Below are 23,521 nucleotides of genomic sequence, written 5' to 3' on the forward strand. Positions count from 1 at the left end.
TCTTAGCACGAAGGGAGGCTTTTTTTGATACATCGCTGGAAGCTTTCCGGAACCCCAGGCATAGCCTAGGGTTTTCAGTACAAGAAAATAAAAAAACCCGCCCCTGTGTAGGGACGAGTTTTACCCGCGATACCACCCTGCTTCTGCAAATGAATCACGTAATTACTCATTTACAGCGCTCATACAACGTACCAACATACGCGTTCTTTTTAACGGCAGAATCCCGTCAAAGCTTAGTTTTCACCTCAGCTTTGCTTCTCGGAGAGGATTTTCACTACAGTCCTAATCGTTGACTTTCACCAAAGCATCAACTCTCTGTAGATCAGGGATCTATAATTACTCGTTCTCGTCATCGAATTTATTTTTACGACTTCATTATACGGTTAGTTTAAAATAGTGCACTATAAACTGTCAAGTTATGTTTCACCTATTAAAGGATGCGCAACACAATACACAACACCTCAATGTCATCCTTGATCCTCAAGGATCATTTCATTGCTGTGCTGACTCTGCTTGCTTTCGGTATATCGGCCATAATAGGTTGCCAGAATGATTAGGATTCCACCTAGCCATCCTTGCCAGGTTAAGTGTTCTCCACCTATAAACACGGCGAAGATGGTTGAGAACACCGGCTCTGTGCCCATCAATAACCCCACACGCGTTGGTGATGTTCTTCTGATCATTACAAGTTGAATATAGAAGGCTAGCAAAGTTCCAAAGAGCGAAAGATAGATGGTCAGTAACCAGAAATTGAGATCCGCTGGTAACATGCTCTCATTCGAAGGTCTAAAAAACAAAGACAATGTCCCCATGATGATTGCGACAACACTTAACTGAATCGTGGTCAGCGCCCGTGAATCCATCTCGGCATGCGATAGTTTCTGAGTGAGCGTCATTTGCATGCCTCTTAGTGCCGCCGCACATAGGATGAGCAGATCACCAATATTAAAATGATAGCCTTCTTTTAAGCTCAAAAGCGATGTTCCGATGACACTGATCATCACAGCTGCGAGAATTCCAAGACGTAATTTTTTCTTAAGAATAACCGCTTCAAAAAGAGGCGTAAACACGACAAACAAGCTGATCAGAAAGCCTGAATTTGCGGCAGAGGTATACTTTATCCCCCAAGTTTCATTTATAAAAATCGCAGAGAGAAATAAACCAAAAATGAGTCCGGATAACCATGTCTGCTTTGATGATCGCAACAGAACTTTCCAGGTGAACACAAGCATAACCAGAACAGTAATTGCAAAGCGAATAAATAAAAATGAAAAAACAGAAAGATCCTGCAAAACGACCTTTGTAACTAAATAGCTGGATCCCCAAACGATTGCTACAAACAGCAGTGATAAATCGGCAAGTCTTTGATGTTTCACGGCTTCAGCTCCTTTGAATAGTACATTGAAGTTAACTCTCGTTGATTCAGGTATTATTATGTAGCGCCATAAGTTGCGACCAATATGAAAATTTGTTTTCTATGTGCATTAAGAAATCCATTCTCTTCAAACACAACATTTGTTTTTTAACGTTCGACTTATGAGACTTAATCTTACCAAGGCCTAGTTACAACGACAAGCCCTTCCTTTTGTGGCTCGCACAATAGAGGAGGAATTTGAATCCATCTAATGAACTCACATTCCCCATAAAGATATAAACGTTTGTTTAATTTCTGCGAACACAAAATTAAACTGAATTATATGGGATAAGTGGTATACTGAGCAATGGTAAAGATAAAAAATAAAAAAGAGTGAAATTGATGAAAATAGCCTTTTTTGATTCCGGTATCGGTGGATTGACCGTCCTGCATCAAGCGATGAAAATCCTGCCAAATGAAGATTATCTTTTTTACGCAGATACAGCGCATGTTCCTTATGGTGAGAAGCCAAAAGAAATGGTAAAAAAATATGTTCTGGAGGCCGCTGATTTTCTCGCTGCCCAGGATATAAAAGCACTGGTTGTAGCCTGCAATACGGCAACTAGCATTGCCATTGAAGACTTACGCAAAATTTACTCTTTTCCTATACTCGGAATTGAACCTGCGGTAAAACCTGCGATTCAACAAAGCGAGAAAAAGAGAAAGAAAGTGTTGGTTTTAGCCACACGACTAACACTGAAAGAAGAGAAATACCATCATTTAGTAGAATGTATTGATAAGTATGATATTGTTGACGGGCTTCCACTTCCGGGTCTTGTTACACTTGCTGAACAGTACAATTTTCACGAAGATCAGGTTGTTCCCTACTTAAAAGAACAGCTGATGCCTTTTGATTTGAATCAGTATGGCACTGTGGTGCTCGGTTGTACGCACTTTCCATTTTTTAAAGATAGTGTCAAAAAACTATTCCCAGATGAAACAGATATTATTGACGGGAGTATTGGAACAGCCAATAATTTAAAACGTATACTACGCGAGCGCGGGCAGATCGGTGGGGGTACCGGAGCTATTACCTTTTATCAATCAAGTGTGGAAGTAAAGGATCCTGAGACACTTGGCCATTATCATGAAGCCTTGGACAGGTTGGATGCTTTAAATAAATAGGAGCGGCTACAGCATTTAATGAACGTGTACTTCTCCCAGTAAAACCGTTCGGTTTCAATGATGAAAAAAAGTTCTTTATTGTTGGTGTGCTCACCATTCAATAAAGAACTTTTTACTTAGGTTTATTTTAATTCAGCAGCAAAGTTTTAAAAAATGACGCCCTACTTCAAAATAATACAGGTTGCCTCTTAAACCATCTTTTCGTACACTTTTAGATTCTGATAAACAACACTTAACAATGGCGCATCGACATGGGATTCTTTTGCTAATTGCAATAAATAGCCTTGTAAATGCTTGCCTTCAATTAACGAGCCTTTTTCCATATCGCGCTGCATCGACGATTTCATGTCATACCCGAGTTGGTCGATCAACTGCATATGCTTGTCCACGATTGCGTTATCAATAGGAGCCCCGGATGCTTTCATGATCTGTGCCCCTTCTTCAAACAACCGGCGAATAAAGTCCCGACCGCCGTCGCTTTCACGAATGGGGCCAATTGGAGCGCGCATGAGTGTCGTCACACCCGACATAACAGTTATAAATAAGTATTTGTGCCACATATCTTGCGTAATATGATCACTTAGAACAAACTCTGCTTTCGTGTCACTCAGTGCGTCGGTGATCCGTTGGATTCGCTCAGAACCCTGGTGATCTGGTTCGCCAAATACGAGCCGGTCTAGCGCACTAGTATGGACAACTTCTCCCGCTTTATTTAATGTTGTTTCAATGAAACACAGCCCGCCAATGACCTGATCATCGCCAAACGCCTTTTTAAGCAATGGCAGATGAGCGATCCCATTTAACAGCGGCAAGATGACTGTCTGCTCGCCGACAAAGGGCTTCAAATCGTTTATGGCTTCTTCCAAATGATAAGCTTTTGTTGAAAAGAGTACCAAATCAAACGGATCTGTTTTATCCGTTTTGGTGATTAATTTTGGTTTAAAGGTGAGATCCCCTTTTACACTTCGGATCACTAGGCCGTTGTTTTCAAGAAGTTGTTTCCGCCTCTCACGGACAAGAAAGGTCACGTCTTCTCTTTTTTCTACTAAACGGCCGCCAAAATAGCCGCCGACGCCTCCAGCTCCTAGTACTAAAATACGCATAGTGCCCTCCTGTTTTATCTATAATCATCATTTATGAGTATCAACCGTTCTGAGTCCGCATGCTAATGCTGTTATCGATAGTTGTCATGAATGGGTTGAAATAAATCCTCATCTGCATTTCGGACCATCGAAAAATGATCGTCATTGTCATAACCGTGCAGCGTCCGATTATGATGCTTGATGATTTGTTCCGCAGGCAAAACCGGTGTATCCGCTGTTGAATGTGCATCGCCAACAAGTGTGACATCAAATCCGTTGACTGTAGCCATTCGAACAGCTGTGTCAATACAATATTCAGTCTGGCATCCGGCAATCACGAGATGATCGATGCCGCGCTCCTGAAGATAACTTAATAATGGCGTGTGATAAAAAGAGCTCGTTGCGCTTTTATTAAAAATTGGCGCACCCTCTGGTATATGAATCGCAGGATGGACTTGGAATCCTTCCCCCTCACCACCGGCAACACTCGTATCGCGGATAAATACAACTGAACTTTCCGATTGAATCGCTTTTTCGATTACGGAATTGATCTTTTGAAGTAATCCTTCTTTATTGTAAACTCCACGTTCTTGTTCATCGCCTTCAATTAACGCCTTTTGTGAATCAATGACGAGCAAAGCCTGGTTCATCGGCAACTCTCCTTTATCGTTTTTACCATTGTAACATAACTGATATGCAGCGTTGACGCACACGCATTGCTCAATAAGTACTTAACTTTGTGACTACCTTTCATCTGAATCCATTCACTCATAGCACGACATTAAGACAGGGTTTATTTAAAGCGTTAACAAATATTCGTCCAACCGATCCCAAGTTTCAGAAATCCCCTGCTCCATTCCCATATCCAGAACGGTTTTGAGCGCTTCAGTGGAATCAAACACTGCCCTGCTGACAAGCTTTGTCCTTCCTTCCTCTTCAGTAAAAATCACTGTAATATGTGATGGAGGCATCCCCTCCGCTTCATTGCCTTCAGCATTAGAAAAATAATCGGTATAGGTAATCTTCTCATTCTCTACAATGTCCTGATAGATCGCTTTGCCCCAAGATTCCATTCCGTAAAATTCGCCTTGGTTTTTATCCATACATTTCATGCAGTAGTGCCAAACGCCGCCTGGACGAAAATCGATATTGCAAACCGGAAGTTTCCAACCACGCGGTCCCCACCACTGCTTCAGGCGCTCGGATTCTGAAAATGCTTTGAACACCAGCTCACGCGGCGCATCAAAAACGCGCTCTAAAATAAGCTCCCTACCATCTATCTTCGAATTCATTTTGTTTTTCATTGATATCTCCTCCTTATATTTCATCGTGTTCCAGTGACATTTCCATGGTAATGTATTGAACTGCTTATTCACATAATACCGCGTAGTATCTTTCGTTAAACCTGCCCTGATACCAAAAACATAACAAAGAAGGCTGATCACGATCAAAAAGATCTGCGGACCAGCCTTCTGCATTATCATTCGATAAGTTAACACGTCATGCCTACTACAAGGCACTTATTTGAAAGTTGCTTGTCTCTCATTTCTCCTATCGAGGATCCAATACACTATACTGACAAGAATCATGCCTGCCATCAACGCAGCGTATAACAGGATGGAGCCATTGAGCCCAACCCATCGGGCGACAAAGCCAAGACCCAAGATCGGAAGACTAACGCCTAAATAGGTTAGAACGTAAAAGGATGCGATAATGTCCCCACGTGATTGATCCGGTGAGATGTGGTTCGTTAACGCCAAACTCCCCGCAAAAGTTGGACCATGCCCGAATCCAATTAACACGGTCGTTAAGAGTAAGAAGATCAATGATTTTGTTTGCAGGGTCATGACCAAAGTTACGAGTCCCAAAAGAATCAGAACAAATCCGATAATTACTAATTTCTGCAAGGGTAATTTTTTCAACACGATTTGACTGATTGTTGAGATGCTCAGGACAAGTGCAACGATCGCTCCGGCTACCGCTAAATTCGAGCTTCCCACCAATTGATCTGTATAACTCGGTATGATGGACAGCATCAGGCTCATGATCGACCAGGCGATGAATGAGGTCATGCCTGAAAGATAGAATCGGCCCAGGATGCTGCGCGGAACCGCCGGACGATGAATACGAACAGCTCCGGAACGCTTTATCTTTTCACTCATGTAAAGAAGACCCACAAATCCAGGAATAGCTAAAAACATGTGAATAAAATAAGCCAATTTCATCGGAAACGGTGCGTACTCACCAAGAAAGCCTGATAGGACAGGACCAAGTGCATTGCCCACTGTGACCGCCATTGACCCGATAAAAGCCGCTTTAATCCGATTCCGCTTTTCATCAAGTTCAGTTAACGCTGCGACCGCCACGCCATTCATCATGCCGACCGATAGCCCCTGAAAGATTCTAGAGATAAGCAGCATCGTAAAATTAGTGGACAGGACAAACAATACTGACCCGATAATAATGAAGAAGACACCAGGAATCAGCAGTTTTTTTCGTCCCAATTGGTCGGAAAGCTGCCCGGAAATAATAATTGTTGGAATGACGACGACTGCGTAAATGGCAAAAAGCAAGGTCACCATGCTCGGTGACAGATGCCATTGAACACGATAAAGTGCGAGCAATGGAGAAGGAATATTGGTACCTAGAAGCGTAATGCATAAACTGTACGCAACGAGCCAAAAGGCGACTGCACGATTTGAAAAGATGCTGCTTAGCTTATTATCCAAACCATGCAGAGCAGGTCTTGGACGCATCACATTCACTTGAATAACATCCATTAAACCGTTCAACTGTTTAATCACTTTATCAAGAACTGTTGTTTCGCTCTGGAGTGAAATTTTCATTCTAGATGTATTTGCTTCTTTATATGTGCCAACAGTTAATGTATCAATGTTTAGGCCGAACTGGCTAAACATATGAGAAACCTGAGCTAAGATACCCGGTTGATTTTTGACGATCACGGAAATACGTTGGGTTTTCATAGGACTACCCCTTTCTTACTGCTTACTTTTTATGATATCATCACCTTAACTATACGGAAAATATCTGTTTTGTTTGTTTATCATACTGTTAAGGTATAGTTAGGAGGTATTTTCGATGGATGTCAGACAGCTACGTTATTTTCTGGCGATCGCTAAAGAAGGCCAAATTACTCGTGCAGCAAAAACGTTAAACATTGAGCAGCCGCCTTTGAGCCGGCAATTGAAGCTGATCGAGGAGGAACTCGGAGTCACGTTATTTGATCGAAATGGTAAACGCATGACATTGACTGAAGCCGGTACCGTGCTGCAAGCCAAAGCAGAAGCAATTGTCCGTCAACTGAATGAGACGGTTACGGAAATCAAGGAGATCGATCAAGGGATTCAAGGCATGCTCTCAATCGGGTCCGTCTTCTCCTGTGTGTCCTTATTGCCGGAAAAAATCGCCTTTTTCCGTGAGCGTTATCCACGCGTCACATTCAAAATCCTGGAAGGCGATCATGTGGTACTAGGCGAGTATTTGGAAGATCGCAGTATCGAACTCGTGGTCACAAGACTGCCATTTGAGTCAAATTACGACATAAGCAATTATGAATCACTCCGACTACCCTCAGATCCGTTTGTGATTGTCGTTCCTAAGAAACGGAACTGGCGTCAAACAGAATCTTCTTTTTTATTGAAAGATTTAGCAACGACACCGTTGATCGCCTTGAAAAGTGATAAAACAATTCAATTGAATGAAAAAATCGTCAATGAATGCCGGCGATTAGGATTTGAACCCAATATTATCTGTGAATGTTCCAGTGTGTCCATTACGATTGCTTTGGTCATTGCCGGAATTGGTGTGACCATCTTGCCGAAATCGGTGTTATCGGCCTTTTCGGTCGCCGACATTGAGCTCTTCGATCTGCCTGATATCACCGTACAATCCGATGTCGGCATTATCTGGTTGAAAAACCGTTACCTGACCAAGAAAGCTCAGAGGTTTATCGAGCTGTTTGAAAGCACAAAAGAGAATTATTGATTTTGAAGGTCCATTCGACAGATAGGCGTAAAGAAAAAGCCTCTCTGCCTAAGAAAAACTGCAGAGAGGCTTGCACATTATTTAGATAAATTATTTGCTGCTTAGGATCGGAATGAATTGGCTAGCCACCGGACTGCCGATTCCAGTAACCAGATCATAACCAGAATTTGCAGAATAGCCCCCATTGCTTCCTGAGACAATGTCGTGATAATCCGAATTATAACCACTGCTGCCTGCAATTCCGGCAATTGAGTAAATGTCACTTAGTACTTGTGTACTCGATAATGGTTGAGTTCGTCCTTGATTTGCTAATGCAACAAGGGCGCCCCATGCCGGTGCGCTGAAGCTTGTTCCGCCGACTTGAAACCATCCTGATTGTCCTTGATCAGGTGTGCTGGTGTATACATAGACACCGGTATTCGGGTCCGCATCAAATGACACATCAGGAATGCCTCGCTTCGTACCGACGATGCTTGTCCAATTCGACTGGAACGTTGGTCTGCTTTCATAGGTACTGGTAGCTCCGCCAGAACCCGACCAAGCGGTCTCACTGATATAGTTTCCAACACTATCCGCATCCAAAGATGTTCCGCCGACCGAAACAACATAAGGAGAGGAAGCTGGCCATGAACTCCCTGATCCGCTATCTCCGGAAGATGCAAGATACGTAATGCCCGTATGATTAAAATGCGTGTTGTACGTGGTTTCTCCTGAAAATTCGGAGCCGCCCCAGCTATTTGAGACTATGGTCGCTCCATGATTCGTTGCATAATCTTCAGCAGTTAAAAGATTAGTAGTAGACGCTGATTTTGCTGCAACAACCATAATTTTAGCATCTGGAGCAAGAGCATGAGCCCATTCAACATCCAAGGCGGTTTCGAGTGCCCATCCTCCATTAGTTGTAGGCGTTCCGCTTGGATAATCTACTTCGATGTTGGCATCAGGGAGACCGAATTGCTGATCAAATGTGTTAAGATCATTGACAATGGTTGGACTTCCATAGGCTTCGATAAGTGCAATCGTTTGTCCGGCCCCCGTCTCGTTTAGTTGATCAATTCCATATGCTTTTTTGATCTGTGAAGGCGAGAAGACATTAGACACGACATTAGGCTTAATACCCTTAGAGATCGGCTTGTAATGGATTGGATTATGAGCTTCCCAACCCTTAGGCGGTGTGGCTGGCGTTACTGTTTTTGCACTAGCATATGATGATGACGTGGCAAAGAGACTAAAAACTGCGATCACAACTGCTGCAACGCTAAACTCTACTTTTCTGATTAGTGATTTCATTCTTTTCCCTCCTTAAAAATATTAGATTAATAGATTGAATACATATTAACAGCATGTTCATTATTTTTTTGTCGTATTATGTAGGAAAATAGCTTATAAAAATATGCAATATTACATAATTTATCCGATTTAATTGGAGTATAATAGCTCCAATAAAAGTGACTATTTTAAGAGCATAGGGAGGAATTATTCGTGAAAAAACTTTTAATTAAGTGTAGCTTGATTATCTGCGTACTGACGTTAGCCATTCCTTTTGTTGCCACCCCGTCTGATAAATCGGATCTGCCCTTTGAGGACGTCGTATCACCAGTAAGCAAATAGCCTCTCTTTAACATCACAAAACAAACAGACCATCTTAACACGAGATGATCTGTTTGTTTTTTTACAGTGATCTTATCTGTTATTCATCAACCATACTAATCTCATCTTTTAGGTATCTATATTTCTTTTTGAAGCTTATTTGTTTATAAAAATCCAAATGCAACAGATCAAAAAAGAAGTAGGCTTTTCGATAAAGCTCGGCGATTTCATCATTTGAACCCTTAATTTTTTCTATACATTCGGCTTTTTGATAATATAACTGCCCGAGCAAAGCCATATTGTTTAGTTGAATCGATAGCATCAATGCTTGATTAATTTGCTGTATGCTTGAATCATATTCGTTTTTTTGAAAAAGAAGTTTGCTATAGTTATATAATGCTTTAATTTTTAAACTGAGAAAATTTTTCTCAAAAGACTCATAGTGAATAACTTCTTTATAAAGCCGGATACTCTCATTTATTTTGTTTTGTTCCGCATACACATTTGCGATAGAGTTCTTAATATAAAAATCTAAATGAAGATAGATGGCGGATGGCGTTTTATTTAGTAATAACAAATTAAGCTCTGTAATGCAGGTATAACCTTCAACCCTTCCTAACCGATAAGAGGCTAACCAATACTGCCAGGACAGAATCTTATTGAATTCAAAGTGTTCCGAGTGGTTACTTTGCTCGTAAGCAATGCATGCTAAAATCTCTTCATACTTCTTTTGCTTACTCAGTTCGAACAACTCGTTCACAATCGCATTCTTATACGTAAAATCTTCATACACCAACACTTTAAAAAAGTAGTCAACAGGAACATTTAGTTTTGAGGAGAACAAGTGCAGCAGATCAATGCTGGGAAAAACCTCACCATTTTCAATTCTGCTGATCTCAGATTGATGGCATACATTTTGGGATAGATCCTTCTGGGTTAATCCGCGTTTTTTTCGCCATTTTTTGATTTCTTTTCCTAACCTAGATTTATCCAAGCAACTCACCTTTTTTCCGTGACTTACCTATGCGAGCCATTCGATTTGTCATGATTCGCCGTCAAGCCTAACTTTTAAGTTCTTCCACAAATGCCCAGGTATTTCCTTCTGCCACCGTGTAACCTGCATCCCTCCTCTGTAATCCTGATATAATTGTTTATAATTCGTACATCTGAATTGGAAGCTTTAGATGAAAGGAAGTAGAGCGAATGAACATTAGGCACGTACGTAAAGAAGACCTGAACCAGTTAGTTAGGCTTGAAAACACAGGTTTTACTCCTGAAGAGGCCGCAACTGAGAAAGCCTTTATCAACCGGACCAAAACCATCCCGGATACATTTATCATTGCTGAGGAAAATCAAGAAATCGTCGGCTACGTGAATGGCCCCGTTATTCCTGTTCCGTTCATCACCGATGATTTATTTAATACAACGGTTCCTAACCCAGAGAGAGGCGGCCATCAAAGCATTTTAGGTATCGTGGTTAATCCTAAATATCAAGGGAGAGGCATTGCCAGTTTATTACTCAGACAATTGGAGAAACAAGCGCAAAAGAAGGAACGCTTAACCGTTACATTAACGTGCCGCAAAGAATTGATCCCTTTCTATGAAAAAAACGGCTATGCGAATCAAGGTATTGCAGATTCCGTACATGCCGGGATTCAGTGGTTTAACATGAATAAACGATTGCAGACAAAGTGAAAATATTTTAGTAGGCTACCGCCGCGTTCTTGCTGCTGAAGGGGTACTTTGCTGTGGGGAATAATGACATATGACAGAAAAAATCACTTCTTAAAGATAGAGATGTCTTATGAAGTGATTTTTATCAAACTTTATTTCAAGGCGCCATCATGACATAACAGTCATGGGAATGGGCCTTGGTCTCATACAAGAGCACGATCTAACTATTACTTTATATTTTTAATATATTCATAGTAGCCAAGCTTATGAAATTGATACCAACTGTCTGCTTCATCCTCAGTTCTAATCCCCAAAGCGATTAGAACTTCTTTGGCAAATTCTAACGTAGCCGTTCCATTAGCAGTGATAACATTCCCGCTTCGGACCGCTTGTTGATTTATGTACTTCCTTTCCCCAGTGTAGTTCTTTCCCGCCGCTCGCTGTAATTCCTCTAATTGATTACTTGTATGCTCAATTTCATTGAGAAATCCATTCATTCCCAAAAAAACGGTAGCGTCACAAATGGCGCCTAAAACAACATTCTTCTCTAATGCTTTATTTACAAGAGGGATAATTTTTTTACTTGATTCTTTCCTCCAAGAATTCCCCCCAATAAGTATTAAGCCGTAAAAATCATCATTCAATGAATCAATATCATAATCTGGCAGGACAGTGAATCCACCTATTGAATGAACCGGTTCTTTTGATATGGATACTGTTTTGACACAATAATCGTTTAATTCTTCTCCCGATTTCCTCATAATTTCGGGAGCGAGATAAGCGCCTTCCCAGTCCGCATATTCCTCCAGAATGACGAATACGATCTGTTTTTCATTCATCTTTATGCAACATCCCTTCCCATTTAATTGAAAATACATCCATAGCCAAGTATCGATTCTTCATTATTGATTGACGAACTACTCCATATTAGATCAAAAAGCGAAACACACGTTCGATTAATTTCATTTTAATCGAAACCGCGTGCGTTTACAACAACAAACAGAGTTGACAGCACGCTCAGTTTACGTTAAATTAAACGTGTTTAATACATGTTTAATTTAATGATTGGCGGGATGAATATGAGAAAAGAAGATCCAAAATTAGTTCAGATTTACAATGGGTTGGGATGTTTTATTGGATTATTGATTGATGGAATAGTTTTCTTATATTTGCAACAACAAAATAAAGATTCGATTTATGTAAATCAGGCGGATATACGTTGGGTAATTATCGGCACATTATTTTTAATGTCTTTGACTGCCGGTACTGGGATTGGATGGCTTTTAATGGGGAGACGCGCGTACCACTCAGCATATAGGCATGCTTCGCAATCATTCGGTCTTACAGCGGGTGCATGTATCGGTATCGTTGCCTTAATTATGGGTTATGGGTATATTATTTTTATCGTTGTTTTAGGTGCATGCACCATTATAGGTGGAACCATCGGGCGGCTATTTGCAGGATCTGAAGAAGAGTAGAACAAGGATATGAGGGATTAAATGACAAAGGCAAATGTTAAAGAAAAGCTGATTAAAGCCACAACTGAATTGTTGTTAGAAGAAGGACATGCAGAAACCATCACTTCAAGACAAATTGCTGAAAAAGCAGAAACAAATTTGGCGATGATCAATTATTATTTTCATTCTAAAGATGAATTGATCAACTCTGCTGTTAATTTATTAATAAAAAGCGCTGCCGATAACTGGATGAACGTAGCCGATTCAACTCAATCTCCTTATGAAAAACTGCTCCACATGCTTTTGCAATTGAGCAAACTAACGATGCAGTATTATTCGTTTACAAAAACCACAACGATCTATGAATTAACAAAAACGGACATCCATTTGCCCTACTATATTATCCCACTGCTCGAACAAATTTATGGAGATCAAAGAAATGACTTTGAGGTAAAGATGATCGCATTTGAAATCATTTCTTTTTTACAAGTGTTGATGATAAAAGCAGAAGACTTCTTCAAATATGCGGGTAAAGACGTTCGTGATGATACCCAGCGTGAATTTGTTATTCGGGCTTTTTTAAAGTCAACGCTTGGTCACCGTTCCTGAATAAGATTACTGAACTGTGACTTGGTGGGTACTGAGAAAACCGTATTGTTTTTATTTGCATATAGTTTGATATCAAACTATAATATAGTTATGAAAACAGATAATACCTTTAACTTATTGGCAAGAATCCATGAAAAAGCGAATAAAAAGCTGATCTCGTCTTTGAATGAGTATGGCATTACCGATCTCGCTCCTTCCCATGGAGATATTTTGGCCGCGTTATTTAAGAAAGACTGCGTCACCATGATGTCAATTGCTCAGTTAATTCATCGCGACAAGTCAACCGTTACTCAGCTCGTTAAAAAGCTGGTCAAAAAAAATTATGTCTTTTGCAAAGATAATCCTCAAGATCACCGTTCAAGTTTGGTGTGCCTGACTGATAAGGGAAAAAGTTTAAAAGAAATTTTCCAAAAAATATCCCGCGAATTATATGAGACAGCTTATGACGGATTAACTCCAAATGAGATTGCTAATTTTCATCAACTCGTTGAAAAAATTCATAATAACTTTTAAAAAAATTTAAAATTATAGTTTGATATCAAACTATTATGAGGAGGTATTTTATGGACATCAAGCGACAGTTAATCCTTAATAATGGCGTAAAGATTCCAGCCGTTACTCTGACTCCTGAGAAAATCATCGGAAGTGCAATCATCATCCACGGCTACGGCGGATCTAAAGAAGAACAATTAGGTCTTGCATTAGGCGTCAGTGAATTAGGTTTGAAAACAACTGTTATTGATTTACGCGGACACGGGGAAAACTCCTTACCATTCGATTCACGAGTATTGGAAGACGTTGAGGAATTAATAAATACATCCAGAAACTTTGGAAAGATCACGGTTATTGGACATTCATTAGGGGGAAGACTTGCACTGATCAGTCACGCCGATGCAGCTATTGGTATCTCCCCTGCAATGAATCAACATTTTGGCAAAGCAACAATGCAAAAACTGGCGGATCTGCGCGCATATCGTGTTCACCCGTCTTCACCTGACCTATTGAATCACTTGCTTAAAACACTCCGAATGCCCGATTTTGCGAATCATACAGATCAATACGTTCTGTATGGAACACGCGACATTCCTGAAATCTATGAGACCTGCCGCAAATTGCCCGGAGCTTTTGAAATTTCTGAGGCTTTGCACAGCGATATTTTTACACTTCCAAAGACGTTTTCAATAATTCGCAAACTATTGAAGACCATTTACCCTAAAGAAACCAGGTGTTAATCCCTTTAAGGCTAAAGAAATACGTCCGCCCATTCATTATAAGAAAAAAAGCGAAATCATTATTTTATGAAAGAGCGAGAGTGCAAGCCCGCCCTCTCGCTCTTCCGTATTAGTTACAAATCTCATCAACAGTTATTTTTCCACTTTAAACGTCTTGCAGTCCGTTTCTTCGTTATTGGCTGCCTGTTTACCCTTATGACTGACAACATAAATGGCATCCGCCGCGCATTTGTTTCCTGAATCCCAAAAGGTACAGTTGTTGACTTCACAAAGCACATCTTTAGCCAAAGTCTCTCACCTCCTCTGGGCTAGTGTTCGCTAAGCTCAAAGGATCGATACTTTGCATGATCACTTAGTTAGCCATTTCACATACGTAAAAAAAAAGACCGAAATCATCGTGTGATTTCGATCTTCTTGATTTAATGATTCACCGGATCAATAGCTCAATCCATGCTGGTGGTTCACTGTATGCTCCACATGCTGGTGCTTTAGCGTTGGAAAAATACACTTATCGAAAATACCGACCAATGTGCCCTGAAAGATCAGCGCAAAAATAGTGCCGACATTAATTGCAAAAAGCTGATGCGCGTCGATCCAGCACACAAGAATGATTACAATCGGTGGTGAAAAGGTCACCAACTGTGCGATAGTGGCACTGCCTTTAAAGTATTTAAAACGGATAATCTGCATTAAATCATCACATGGATGAAGCATTATGTTCACCCGTTGATAAATAGAGATCGCCATTGCGATAAAGCATATGCCCACGACATCTAAAATAATCCTTACTGTTAAGGGTAATTCGTTAATACCTAGACTAATTAAGTAAGTGCTAATGATCCCGATTAAATAGCTGAATGGGCCTAAAAAAATCAGGTTGCCCAAAACGCGACGCCAATCAAATTTTCCAATAATCAGGGCGTTGGCCATAATCACAATAACGCCGGAAGCAAACAGAATCAGGCTCAAAGGAATACTTGTTATCTGAGTAAAGTTAACCGCGGAAGCAGTCCATAGTGCGCTCCCCAAATTTAATGAAACGGTCAGTGCATTTCCTAACGCGTTAAGAAAAATTGAAAGTACAAAATAACCGATGTTCTCACTACTTTTTACATATACTGTATGCTTTGCTAACACGTACATTTCCTTTCTAAAGTCCATTTCGTGTGTCTGCTCAACATCACATTGAGCTGGTATCCGTGAAAAAGGAACGTTCGATAAAATACGCTGAGTTCAGGTAACATTTTCAACTCAAGTCGATTTATTCTAACTCTTTCCGAATCATAGATCAATGATGAAAATAGAAAAAAAACTTTCTAAGAAAGTTTTTTTCGTCACCTCAGATTAGGAGAGCGCGGGTACATCAAGTTTTACAACGTCACACAATGGGATCAGCTTTTTGTAGTCCTCCAGGATCACATGAGCAGTTTCAAAAGTCATCGCGTTGGCTGCCGACAGAGCGATGGAATGTCGCAACACGTATTCAGGAGGACGCTTTTCAAAGAGCGAAACACTGAGTGAAGCAACCATCGTATCTCCGCACCCCAATGTGCTTTTCACTTCTATTTCAGGAGCTTTTCCACGCCATACTCCATCTTTGCAGATTAACATGGCACCCTCCCCGCCCAAAGAAACGAGTACATAAGGGACTCCTTTGCCGACAAGTTGCTGTCCAAACACAATAATCTCCTCATCGGTCGCTTCTTCCTTGCCCATAAGATCGGTCATTTCGTCACGATTCGGCTTAATCAGATCCGGTTTTTCTTCAACAGCAATGCTAAGCCACTCGCCGGATGTGTCCGCAATCACAAAGTTACAAGACTTTCTTGCTGTGCGCAGCAGTTCACGAAAATAATCAGTGCTGACACCTTGTGGCACACTTCCGCAAATGGTTACCGCATCGCTTTTTTCAGCCAATGACCGGAATCGGTCCATTAACAAAGTGCATTCTGCTTCGGTAACGGTTGGTCCATTTTCCAGCAGCTCGGTGCGTGTCCCGTTCTTCTCAAAAAGCTGGATATTGGTTCTTGTCGACCCCTCAATAGCTACAAAAGAGTTGCCAATGCCTTCTTCTTGAAAACACCGGACAAAGATGTCAGCAACATCTCCGCCGAGAAATCCGGTCGCCTCAACTTCTTTGTGAAGATCACACAAGACTTTGGCAACATCGATGCCCTTTCCTGCCGCTGAAACGGATAAAAGCCGCATGCGGTTCGACTTTCCCACTTCTAACGCGTCTGTCTCAAGCAACTTGTCCAGTGCAGGATTCAGTGTGACGGTTGTAATCATCGTGCATTGCTCCCTTCGTTAGGTATTTTCACCTCTACGTAGTCTATACCCTGAGAACATCCACTATTCAGTAACGAAAATGTGCTTTAATTTTTCGAGAACGTACTCCGATCTCGGATCGAGAGCTTAGATCACTAGTTATCAACACGATTTTCATCATGTTTACTTTTTCAAATGGAACCACTTTTTCACGTTTCGTTACGAACAAAAGAAATCGTACATATTCTTGAAAACACGCACACTTCACTAATCAAACGCATTAAAGCTTCTACCCAGTCTCGTTTACACAAATTCTGATCTATGCTATTTTTTGGTAAATTGATGATGTTGTAAGTAGAGTGCGGGGTATCGATTAAAAATGGAATTTTCAACGGTTCTTTACCAGGTTTTCATGATTTTTACGCTTATGGCTGTCGGATTCTTTGCTCACAAATGGAACTTAATCCATGAAAGCGGCGCAAAAGACATGACAAAAATTTTACTCTATATTGTGTCTCCCTGCGTCATCATTCTTGCTTTTCAGCAGCCGTTCACCATTCGAAGACTGCACGTGCTCCTAATCTCTTTTTTCTGTGTTGTCTGTATCTTCCTCTTTTCCATCACGGCATCTCGGCTGATTTTCAACCGACGCTTAATTAAAGATGAGGGAAGAAGAAACGCATTGAAATTCAGTGCGACCTATTCAAATGCCGGATTCATGGGCATCCCACTCGTCAATGCCGTGCTTGGAACACAAGGTGTTTTCTATGCAACAACCTACCTTGCCGGATTCAATCTCTTTTGCTGGACGCATGGTATTGGGCTCTATGGAAAAAAGAAAGACAGAAGGACAATCATCAAGAATATGTTCAACCCGAATATCATCGCAGTCCAGGTTGGGCTGATCCTATTTCTTTTTTCTTTAAAGCTGCCACTGTTTTTGGTCACTGGACTGACGTACATCAGTCATTTGAATACGCCGCTGAGTATGATTGTGATCGGTGACAGCATTGCCGCTCTGCCGCTGCTCAGCTTCTTCAATGACCGTGGAATATGGCCAGGCGTAATCATGCGCAATTTAATCGTGCCTGCAGTGGCGATTTTGCTGCTTCATTTGACAGGAATCAGCCAGACCGCCCTTCTCTCTGTAATCCTTTTGTCTGCCTGCCCAATCGCCGGCATCGTTGTGCTTTTCGCCTTGCTCAACGATTTCGACCAAACCTTCCCCACTAAATTGATGACCGTTTCCACCCTTCTATCCGTTGTAACTATCCCTATTGTTTCCCTTCTGGCACTCATGTTAGGATAAAAATAAAGATTATTAGCAGGAGTTGCTTCAGGAGGGGGATTATATTGAAGAAAGGATTTATATTTATCATTATTGGAACTGTTCTTGGTGCTCTATTGATGGGGTGTTCGCAAGAAAACAAACCGGTGAAAATCACGAATCCCATGGATCGAGCAATCTCGCATTATATTCTAAAGTACAACAAAAACAAGTATCTAAAAACGGACAAACAATTTGAAGTTCATAAACTGTATGGTGCCTCAAAAAACGGCAAGGGTGGCATAGATGTATACATCTATTCGGTTTACGAGGGATTCGATAAAGAGTCAAAAAACAAGGTAAAGTCTGGAGGGTCTCTACCTGCTTTAGTAAAATTAAAGAAGATAGACAATCAATATAAAGTGATCGGTTATAAAGAGCCTGACGATGGGTCTGGTTGGACACCGTCCATAAAGAAAATGTTCCCGCCGAAATATGCCAACGAAGCAATTAAGGGTACTGGTGTCGAGGCAATCCAACACCAGCTCGATAAAAAAGTGAATGAATGGCTGGAAAATGCAAAGTAGCCTGTGTACCGCGGAGTCAAAAAGATCCTGCAATTTATTGATTCATTTCTAGCGAGTGTTTGAGATTCGATCATTATTTTGTGATTAACACAATAAACCATTTGAGTTCTATTAAAAAGCCACATTTCTATAACACGTTTTTTCTTTGACGAAATAAAACAAGACTGTCGCTATGATTGACTCATACCAACAGTCCCAATGAATTGCATTCAATTGTCATGTGTTCATTACTTTTCAGGAAGCGCAAGCCCTTGATCTGGATAGATTCGATCCGATGACAAATGATTGATCTTCATCAATTGCTCAACGGTTGTTCCGTATATTTTGGCAATCGACCAAAGCGAATCTCCTGATTTAATCGTGTAATTTTCAGATACTTCCTGTACATAGATCTTTTGCCCAGGATAAATCATTGAATCGTTCAGCTGGTTCAATTGTTCAATCTTCTGCACGGAAAGTCCATGATGATTGGAAATCGACCATAACGTGTCTCCTGCCTGCACAATATAAACCCCCGAAGCATTCTGTGTGCCAGTCCTACCAGAAGGTTCAGACCCTTGCTGCGACGCTGCAGAAATCCGAGTGGTTGATCCACTGTTATTCGTTTGCGAAACTGAAGAGCTCTGTGATGAATCGGTTTGTGTCGATGATGCTTGAGGAGACGGCGTTGATGTCTGTGACTGAGTCTGTGGTGCACTCGATGATTGCTGCGCTTGGTTGCTCGTTACAATCCGTCGTGCAGTGACATATCGTGGTTCCCAATAGCTTGATGCTCCACCACCAAAGATCTGTGTTTCACGGACGCCAATCTTTGCTGTTTCAGCACTGATCATGCGGTTATTGCCAACATAGATACCGACATGTGAAATACCGCTGCCTGATGTGTTAAAGAAAACTAGGTCACCAGGCTGCAAGTCCGAGCGGTTAATCGCCATCCCATAACCTGCTTGCGCCGCCGCACTGTGCGGCAACTGAATGCCAAAGTGTGAAAAGACACGCATCGTAAATCCTGAACAGTCATTTTGTCCCCATGAATACGCTTTGCCAATGCCTTGTTCCGCTAAATCCACTGCTGAAACGGATGATGCAGCATGGGCTTGATGTGTTCCCAGACTCGTTAATGCCAACCCTCCAATTAACGTAACTGATAATAGAGTTCGTTTCATCGTTTTGCCCCCAGATGAGACCTTCCTAAGCCTCTTTTTTTATTGTTCGCTCTTCTATGTAAACGATTGCCAACAAAATCAATCATAGGCTCCCAAAATTGCAAAGCCGTAACACGCAATTGACAGCAGCGATACAGTTCGTTTACAAAAAACGAGAAAAAAATCATATTTACGCTATATTTTTGAACGATTGGCATCCGGATACTGATCTGGAAATTTTAGCCGATTTTCGGTATGCATTGATTCATAGTCAAAACGCCGATATGCATGTTATCATTAGCTGGAAACACACCAAAAAGCGTGTCGCACCAACAATCTGAATGAATTGCTAGAGGAGAAAAAAATAGATGAAGCGAAACTATTATCAATCAGCTGAACTCCGATTATCTTATCTAGACTTTGAAGGCAGGGACAAGCCTATACTTCTATGCCTTCATGGCCACTTTGGCAATGCTGCAATGTTTGCACGCCTAGCAGAAAAGCTGCCGGACTGGCATGTGTACAGCCTCGACCAAAGAGGGCATGGATGGAGCCAACATGCAGAGAGCGAAGATTATCAAAGGGAAGATTATGTCCGGGATATACTAACGTTTATGGATCACGTACTTCAGAATAAACCAGTGGTCCTCCTTGGTCATTCATTAGGCGGTGTTAATGCCTACCAAGCAGCGGCAAGATTGAAACAGCGTGTCCGCGGATTAATTATTGAGGATATTGGGGCGGTGATTGATGATGACTTAAGTTTTGCTTCTTCGATAATGGAACCAAAGCCGACTTTGCACGCCCTCGGAGAAGGACTGAAAGCTGTTGGAATAGATGACGATAACTACTTCATTGAGAGCGCCTATGAAAACGAATACGGTTGGAACTTTCGTTTTGATAAGAAAAATATCCCTTTTTCTCAAAACTATTTAAATGGAGCATGGTGGGATGATTTTCTGGCAACGGACTGTCCTGCTCTATTACTGCATGGCAAGCTTTCTCACGTCGTTTCTGATGAACAGATCATTGAAATGGCCAAAAAGCGCAAGCATACAACCTATCAATTCTTTGAAAAGAGCGGGCACACCATTCATGACGATGAACCATTGGCTTTTTGCAAAGCCGTTGCCGCTTTTTTGAAACAATTTCAAGCTTAATCATGCATCGGCCGTATTCCTTAACACGTTTGCAGGTTCCCTTCTCATCAAAAAATAGGTAATAGTATTTTCACGATTAGCAACACAATTACGGTAAGCATAACCGGACGAAGGATTTTAGCACCATATTGTGCAAAATAGACACCTACATAGGCTCCAATAATGACTGAAATGCCCATGACCAATCCGGCGACCCAGAGTACGCTGCCATGCATTGCAAAAACGATAAACGCAGTTACATTTCCCACGAGACTGATCACTTTCGCTGAACCGCTTGCTTGCAAAAGCGAAAACCCAAACCATATGGTCAATGAGAAAATAATCAGCAGTCCGGATCCGGGTCCAAAAAAACCTTCATAGAATCCGAAGAAAAGACCTAACAAAAAAATGATCAAAGCCCTAGCTAAAGTTAAAGAACCCTTTCCTATCCTCTCTTGGGTTCCAAATTCCTTTTTCAGAAGGACAATCACCCCAATCACAACTAATAGAATCATAATAATCACCTGGAGGATTTCAGGAGGGATTTGAATGGTTGTTACGACGCCTAAAATCGTACCCGGCAGCGTACCAATTAAACAGATTAGTGTCTCCGGCCACCAGCGCATATACCCTTTTTGCGAAAATTTTACCGTTCCTATTAAAGAACCCATCGATAGAGCAAATTGATTGGTACCCAAAACGACCTGTGCTGGTGCGCCAACGAGAAAAAGGGCAGGAATACTGAACAGTCCTCCACCACCAATAATCGTATCAACAACTCCAGCGAAAAATCCTCCGACAATAAGTATTACAAGTTGAGAAAATCCTAAAGTAATCATAATGAGGCTCCTGTTCCTTAATGTATTTCATTTGGCATTACTCTTACGTACTTTTTCTTCAAGTTAACATAGTTACTATCGTAGTAGTAACGCTACTTTTATAATAAGTTCATCCGTGAAAAATAACAAGTATCTTTTTTTACCGTTAAGCACTCTGGTCTTTAACAAGCGAAGGTTTCTCGAAATCCATCTCTGACTCTGATAAGATGTGTTTAGGAAAGCTTTATCATTGGTTTGGAGGAAAATATAAATGGATTTACTCGATACTCTGCAATCCATTGGCTTAACACAGTATGAATCAAAAACATTTATCACGCTGGTTAGTAACGGGGCCAATACACCGTTTCAAATCAGTAAATTTTCCGGCATTCCAAGAGCCCGCATTTACGACACGTTAGACTCTCTTGTTGAAAAAGGACTGGCCATGAGAGAGGTCATGAATGACGGCACGAAAACCTATCGTGCAATACCCATAGACGTTTTTTTGGAGCAGCAAAGGAAAAAATGGAACGATTCCTATCAAGTAATGGAAACTGAATTAAAAATCCTGGATGAGCAGAAAGCCAAATCGGAGAGCTATGTCTCCACGGTCAAAGGGGAAGGCAGCATTCTCTCTTTTTGTAAAACATTAATTCAGCAGGCAGAACACCAAATTGTGCTGTCCATATGGAATCCGATGTATCAGGTTTTACTTCCGGACTTACAAGACAAAGCAAGCAAAGGCTGTCAAATACGGGGCATTGCATTTGAAATCGATAACCCTATGCCTGAACTAATCGTTCACAGAAGCAATGACTATATGTCAAGCTTGTCATCGAATAAATGGTTCATTTTATCTGTAGACAGCCGGAAACTTTTATATGGCCACGCCGCTGAAAAAAACGAAAATGCTTTTTATACCGATGATTCTGTTCACATTTTCTTGCTGGAGGACTACATCTGGCATGATGTCCTTGTTAATCGACTGGTTGAAAAAGGGGAGCAAAACCAGTTGGACCGCTGGATCTTACCCGAAATGGAGAAGTTCTTTGGAAAGAGAATGATTCCTGAGTCTTTTTGGAAAAGGAACGATGTTTAACAAGAACTAACTGATGCATTTTCTTTTTTCGAAAAAAAAAACATCCCTTCAGATAGAAAATATCTAAAGGGATTGAATTAACCTATAATCTAGTCTTTTTCCTTAATAACGATGAGAACACCGATGAGCACTAAGAAAGCGCCAATCCAGAATGTTCCGCCTATGTTTTCTCCTAACAGAAGCCATCCAAGTAGTGTTCCCATTAAAGGCTGGAAAAAGAAAAACAACCCGCCGCTTGAAGCATTCAACAATTGTAATCCGCGATTCCAAAGTAAAAATCCCAAGGCGGTTGAAATAATGCCCAAATACAAAACGCCGCCCCATATCGTCGGATGAACCAATTGAGCAGTATCAATCTCATGTAGCCTGCCCAAAACAAACGGGGTGAGCAGCACAATGGCAACCAGAATCGGATAAGTGGTTATCGCAATAGGTGAATAACTTTTTGGTACACGTTTTATAAGAACAGACATCAATGCCCATGTTAAAGCCGCAATCAGAAGGAAGATCCCGCCAAGTTGACCGGACATGTCAATCGTGCCGTTCCCGACAATCAGCAATACGCCTATTGTGGCTAAACAAACGGACAGTATCTTTTTCACGTTCAGCCGCTCTTTAAGCAATATGCGGGCAAAAATGACCATAAATGCCGGTGTAGAAGAAGTGATGATTGCGCCCATTTGTGCCGAGGAGAATTTCGTGCCATATTCTTGCGTAACAATTGAAATCGTGTTGCCAATGATCCCAATGATGACAAGTAATAAGAGATCACGTTTCTGAATGCGCCATGACTGCCGTTTGATCAGCCCAATGATAAGCAGCGCGATAAAAGCAACACAATACCTCATCCAAACAAGTTCGATCGGCGGTATCACGGAAACAACTACTTTAACGACGACATACATTCCGCCCCAAATACTGGCAGCTAAAGCTAAATATAATGAACCTAACCACGTGTTTTTCAATTTTTGCACCCTCCGTATTTATAATCAGGTCAATACATGCCCCTA

At 41.2% G+C, this 23,521-nt stretch carries 25 protein-coding genes and 1 other annotated feature; of the genes, 11 read left to right on the top strand and 14 right to left on the bottom strand.

Annotated features, from left to right (window positions below; genetic code table 11):
* Positions 1-106 precede the first annotated feature (106 nt).
* Positions 107-362 (bottom strand) — a binding site (T-box leader).
* Positions 363-467: 105 nt separating this feature from the next.
* Positions 468-1,376 (bottom strand): DMT family transporter, encoded by a 909-nt coding sequence (locus P343_RS30510; protein ID WP_023510655.1) that lies wholly within the window; start codon positions 1,374-1,376, stop codon positions 468-470.
* 380 nt (positions 1,377-1,756) lie between these two features.
* Between P343_RS30510 and murI the strand changes: the two genes are divergently transcribed.
* Positions 1,757-2,539 carry a glutamate racemase gene (gene murI, locus P343_RS30515; protein WP_023510656.1) on the top strand — a complete coding sequence of 261 codons (783 nt, stop codon included), beginning with the start codon at positions 1,757-1,759 and terminating at the stop codon, positions 2,537-2,539.
* A 188-nt stretch (positions 2,540-2,727) separates the two neighbouring features.
* Here murI and panE read toward each other — a convergent pair whose 3' ends face one another.
* The 4 genes from panE to ilvN form a co-directional block, all read right to left on the bottom strand.
* Complete coding sequence (gene panE / locus P343_RS30520) at positions 2,728-3,642, bottom strand: 2-dehydropantoate 2-reductase (protein ID WP_023510657.1); 915 nt, start codon at positions 3,640-3,642, stop codon at positions 2,728-2,730.
* A gap of 71 nt (positions 3,643-3,713) precedes the next feature.
* Positions 3,714-4,271: a cysteine hydrolase family protein gene (locus P343_RS30525; RefSeq protein WP_023510658.1), complete on the bottom strand. Its 558-nt coding sequence runs from the start codon at positions 4,269-4,271 to the stop codon at positions 3,714-3,716.
* 147 nt (positions 4,272-4,418) lie between these two features.
* Positions 4,419-4,925, bottom strand: a complete 507-nt coding sequence (locus P343_RS30530; RefSeq protein ID WP_023510659.1) for an SRPBCC domain-containing protein — start codon at positions 4,923-4,925, stop codon at positions 4,419-4,421.
* A gap of 216 nt (positions 4,926-5,141) precedes the next feature.
* A complete protein-coding gene (gene ilvN, locus P343_RS30535) occupies positions 5,142-6,605 on the bottom strand; it encodes an acetolactate synthase small subunit (RefSeq protein ID WP_023510660.1) in 1,464 nt (487 codons plus the stop codon).
* Between the two features lie 115 nt (positions 6,606-6,720).
* Here ilvN and P343_RS30540 point away from each other — a divergent pair, with 115 nt between their 5' ends.
* Positions 6,721-7,626 (top strand): LysR family transcriptional regulator, encoded by a 906-nt coding sequence (locus tag P343_RS30540; protein ID WP_023510661.1) that lies wholly within the window; start codon positions 6,721-6,723, stop codon positions 7,624-7,626.
* Positions 7,627-7,716: 90 nt separating this feature from the next.
* On the opposite strand, the gene P343_RS30545 is transcribed toward P343_RS30540, so the two are convergent.
* Together P343_RS30545 and P343_RS30550 are read right to left on the bottom strand one after the other, a co-directional pair.
* Complete coding sequence (locus P343_RS30545; protein ID WP_023510662.1) at positions 7,717-8,916, bottom strand: S53 family peptidase; 1,200 nt, start codon at positions 8,914-8,916, stop codon at positions 7,717-7,719.
* Positions 8,917-9,316: 400 nt separating this feature from the next.
* Positions 9,317-10,210, bottom strand: a complete 894-nt coding sequence (locus P343_RS30550) for a helix-turn-helix transcriptional regulator (RefSeq protein ID WP_023510663.1) — start codon at positions 10,208-10,210, stop codon at positions 9,317-9,319.
* Between the two features lie 209 nt (positions 10,211-10,419).
* On the opposite strand from P343_RS30550, the gene P343_RS30555 reads away from it, so the two are divergent.
* A complete protein-coding gene (locus tag P343_RS30555; protein WP_023510664.1) occupies positions 10,420-10,911 on the top strand; it encodes a GNAT family N-acetyltransferase in 492 nt (163 codons plus the stop codon).
* A 206-nt stretch (positions 10,912-11,117) separates the two neighbouring features.
* On the opposite strand, the gene P343_RS30560 is transcribed toward P343_RS30555, so the two are convergent.
* Positions 11,118-11,729 (bottom strand): type 1 glutamine amidotransferase family protein, encoded by a 612-nt coding sequence (locus tag P343_RS30560; RefSeq protein WP_023510665.1) that lies wholly within the window; start codon positions 11,727-11,729, stop codon positions 11,118-11,120.
* Positions 11,730-11,969: 240 nt separating this feature from the next.
* Between P343_RS30560 and P343_RS30565 the strand changes: the two genes are divergently transcribed.
* From P343_RS30565 to P343_RS30580, 4 genes are read left to right on the top strand one after another with little or no spacing between them, the layout of a single operon-like run.
* Positions 11,970-12,368 carry a hypothetical protein gene (locus P343_RS30565; RefSeq protein WP_031264056.1) on the top strand — a complete coding sequence of 133 codons (399 nt, stop codon included), beginning with the start codon at positions 11,970-11,972 and terminating at the stop codon, positions 12,366-12,368.
* A 21-nt stretch (positions 12,369-12,389) separates the two neighbouring features.
* Positions 12,390-12,956, top strand: a complete 567-nt coding sequence (locus P343_RS30570; RefSeq protein WP_023510667.1) for a TetR family transcriptional regulator — start codon at positions 12,390-12,392, stop codon at positions 12,954-12,956.
* 24 nt (positions 12,957-12,980) lie between these two features.
* Positions 12,981-13,469: a MarR family winged helix-turn-helix transcriptional regulator gene (locus P343_RS30575; RefSeq protein WP_152525297.1), complete on the top strand. Its 489-nt coding sequence runs from the start codon at positions 12,981-12,983 to the stop codon at positions 13,467-13,469.
* Between the two features lie 50 nt (positions 13,470-13,519).
* The gene (locus P343_RS30580; RefSeq protein ID WP_023510669.1) at positions 13,520-14,188 is read left to right on the top strand and encodes an alpha/beta hydrolase; all 669 of its coding nucleotides are present in this window, start codon (positions 13,520-13,522) and stop codon (positions 14,186-14,188) included.
* 132 nt (positions 14,189-14,320) lie between these two features.
* On the opposite strand, the gene P343_RS36775 is transcribed toward P343_RS30580, so the two are convergent.
* The 3 genes from P343_RS36775 to pfkB form a co-directional block, all read right to left on the bottom strand.
* On the bottom strand, positions 14,321-14,476 hold the full coding sequence (locus tag P343_RS36775; RefSeq protein ID WP_023510670.1) for a DUF1540 domain-containing protein: 156 nt from the start codon (positions 14,474-14,476) through the stop codon (positions 14,321-14,323).
* 147 nt (positions 14,477-14,623) lie between these two features.
* Entirely contained in the window at positions 14,624-15,349 is a 726-nt protein-coding gene (locus P343_RS30585) for a DUF6198 family protein (RefSeq protein WP_023510671.1), read from the bottom strand.
* Positions 15,350-15,532: 183 nt separating this feature from the next.
* Positions 15,533-16,477 carry a 1-phosphofructokinase gene (gene pfkB, locus P343_RS30590; protein WP_023510672.1) on the bottom strand — a complete coding sequence of 315 codons (945 nt, stop codon included), beginning with the start codon at positions 16,475-16,477 and terminating at the stop codon, positions 15,533-15,535.
* A 358-nt stretch (positions 16,478-16,835) separates the two neighbouring features.
* On the opposite strand from pfkB, the gene P343_RS30595 reads away from it, so the two are divergent.
* Complete coding sequence (locus P343_RS30595) at positions 16,836-17,765, top strand: AEC family transporter (RefSeq protein ID WP_023510673.1); 930 nt, start codon at positions 16,836-16,838, stop codon at positions 17,763-17,765.
* A gap of 44 nt (positions 17,766-17,809) precedes the next feature.
* Complete coding sequence (locus tag P343_RS30600) at positions 17,810-18,310, top strand: hypothetical protein (protein WP_023510674.1); 501 nt, start codon at positions 17,810-17,812, stop codon at positions 18,308-18,310.
* 227 nt (positions 18,311-18,537) lie between these two features.
* Here the strand turns inward: P343_RS30600 and P343_RS30605 are convergent, their stop codons facing one another.
* A complete protein-coding gene (locus P343_RS30605) occupies positions 18,538-19,476 on the bottom strand; it encodes a C40 family peptidase (protein WP_023510675.1) in 939 nt (312 codons plus the stop codon).
* 347 nt (positions 19,477-19,823) lie between these two features.
* On the opposite strand from P343_RS30605, the gene P343_RS30615 reads away from it, so the two are divergent.
* Positions 19,824-20,615 (top strand): alpha/beta fold hydrolase, encoded by a 792-nt coding sequence (locus tag P343_RS30615; RefSeq protein WP_023510677.1) that lies wholly within the window; start codon positions 19,824-19,826, stop codon positions 20,613-20,615.
* 47 nt (positions 20,616-20,662) lie between these two features.
* Here the strand turns inward: P343_RS30615 and P343_RS30620 are convergent, their stop codons facing one another.
* A complete protein-coding gene (locus P343_RS30620; protein ID WP_023510678.1) occupies positions 20,663-21,433 on the bottom strand; it encodes a sulfite exporter TauE/SafE family protein in 771 nt (256 codons plus the stop codon).
* 250 nt (positions 21,434-21,683) lie between these two features.
* Here P343_RS30620 and P343_RS30625 point away from each other — a divergent pair, with 250 nt between their 5' ends.
* Complete coding sequence (locus P343_RS30625; protein ID WP_023510679.1) at positions 21,684-22,511, top strand: TrmB family transcriptional regulator; 828 nt, start codon at positions 21,684-21,686, stop codon at positions 22,509-22,511.
* Between the two features lie 89 nt (positions 22,512-22,600).
* Here the strand turns inward: P343_RS30625 and P343_RS30630 are convergent, their stop codons facing one another.
* Entirely contained in the window at positions 22,601-23,476 is an 876-nt protein-coding gene (locus P343_RS30630) for a DMT family transporter (RefSeq protein ID WP_023510680.1), read from the bottom strand.
* Between the last annotated feature and the right edge of the window lie 45 nt (positions 23,477-23,521).

The sequence above is a fragment of the Sporolactobacillus laevolacticus DSM 442 genome (genome assembly GCF_000497245.1).
In the GTDB taxonomy this organism is placed as follows: Bacteria; Bacillota; Bacilli; order Bacillales; family Sporolactobacillaceae; genus Sporolactobacillus; species Sporolactobacillus laevolacticus.